This window comes from Mesorhizobium sp. B1-1-5 (assembly GCF_006443065.1).
Classification (GTDB): Bacteria; Pseudomonadota; Alphaproteobacteria; order Rhizobiales; family Rhizobiaceae; genus Mesorhizobium.
Genome location: NZ_VFWS01000421.1, coordinates 1 through 1,355, shown reverse-complemented (window position 1 = coordinate 1,355; position 1,355 = coordinate 1). Strand labels below are relative to the sequence as shown.

At 68.0% G+C, this 1,355-nt stretch carries 3 protein-coding genes; all 3 read right to left on the bottom strand.

From position 1 onward, the window contains the following. Window positions 1-89: 89 nt before the first annotated feature. On the bottom strand, window positions 90-338 hold the full coding sequence (locus tag FJ980_RS32005) for a Trm112 family protein (protein WP_140514079.1): 249 nt from the start codon (window positions 336-338) through the stop codon (window positions 90-92). A gap of 19 nt (window positions 339-357) precedes the next feature. After that, complete coding sequence (locus FJ980_RS32000; RefSeq protein WP_140547491.1) at window positions 358-1,029, bottom strand: LON peptidase substrate-binding domain-containing protein; 672 nt, start codon at window positions 1,027-1,029, stop codon at window positions 358-360. A 163-nt stretch (window positions 1,030-1,192) separates the two neighbouring features. Then, window positions 1,193-1,355: tetratricopeptide repeat protein (locus FJ980_RS31995; protein ID WP_140547490.1), on the bottom strand; the 163-nt coding region annotated here is incomplete at its 5' end.

Genomic DNA, 1,355 nt, shown 5'->3' with positions numbered 1-1,355 from the left:
GGCGGAGATGACATTCGATCTCCCCCCTTGAGGGGGAGATGCCCGGCAGGGCAGCGGGGGGCGCCGTAGAATGCCGACCTTGATAATTTTCACGTCGAGCCGGCCGGCCCGCCCAGCCGTGGCGGCAGCACGTCTTCCGCCGAGATGCTCCGTGCCTCCGAAGGCAGCATGATCGGGATGCCGTCGCGCACGGGATAGGCGAGCTTGGCGACCCGCGAGATCAGTTCGCCGCGCTCGGGATCCCAGGCCAGCGGCCCCTTGGTCAGCGGGCAAGCCAGCAGCTCCAGCATCCTGGGGTCGACATTCGCTCTCTTTCCGTCACGCCCATCCGCCGCCATCGTGCCCTCTCTCAACATCCTACTGCAGGCTCGAGCCAAAATCCTCGTTCTCGCGCGCCAGCGCCATTTCGGTGATGGCGATCAGCGTTTCGGCGCGGGTCTTGAGATCGGCCGCTTCGAGCAGCGCCTGCTTCTCGGCCGGTCCATAGGGCGCCATCATCGACAGCGCGTTGACCAGCATGGCGTTTTCGGCCCGGCTGACGCTTTCCCAGTCGGCCTCCAGGTCGTTGGCCTGAAGATAGGCGCGGAACGCCCGCAGCAGCGCCGGCCGGTCGACCTCGGCGGCCGCCTGGTCGTCGTCGAGATCGGCGAGAAAGGGGGCGATCTTGCCCTGGCGGAACGGCGTCTTGACCGTCAGCTCATGGGTGACACGGAACCGGCACACGCCCTGCAGCGAAATCAGGTAGCGGCCGTCGCCGGTCTCGGAAAGCGCTATGATGCGGCCGGCGCAGCCGACATTGCAGAGTTCCGGCTCGCCATCGTCGCGCAAGGCGCCGTCGAGGCTGGGCTGGATGACGCCGATCAGCCGGGAGCCGGCGATCGCCTCGTCGACCATCTGCAGGTAGCGCGGCTCGAAGATGTTGAGCGGCATGCGGCCGCCCGGCAGCAGAAGCGCGCCCTCGAGCGGAAAGACCGGGATGGTCGACGGCAGATCCCTGGCGAGCCGGTAGTGAGCGTTTCCCGCTTGCACCTCGTTCCTCCGATCGCTTCGCCCGGGAAGCGCCTCCATGCCGCGATCCGCCTGTCGCTGCCCGGGGTTGTTGGCTTCCCGAGGGAAAGGCGGGCCGGATTCGTCCTATCTGGCGCGGCCGGCGCCGGGTGCAAGCCCCGCGCGACCATTCGGCCGCGCCGGCTCAGGAAAACAGCAGCGACGACAATTTGCGCCGCGCGGCAAGCGTCGCCTCGTCCGTCATGCCCCAGGCCTCGAAGAAGCGCAGCAATTGCGCCTTGGCGCCGTCCTCGTTCCAGCCGCGGTCAGCCTTGATGATGGCCAGGAGATTGTCGGCGGCCGCATCG

Bases quoted from the DNA above. Each gene is read 5' to 3' on its own strand.
- FJ980_RS32005 (WP_140514079.1), bottom strand. From the start codon at position 338: ATGGCGGCGGATGGGCGTGACGGAAAGAGAGCGAATGTCGACCCCAGG.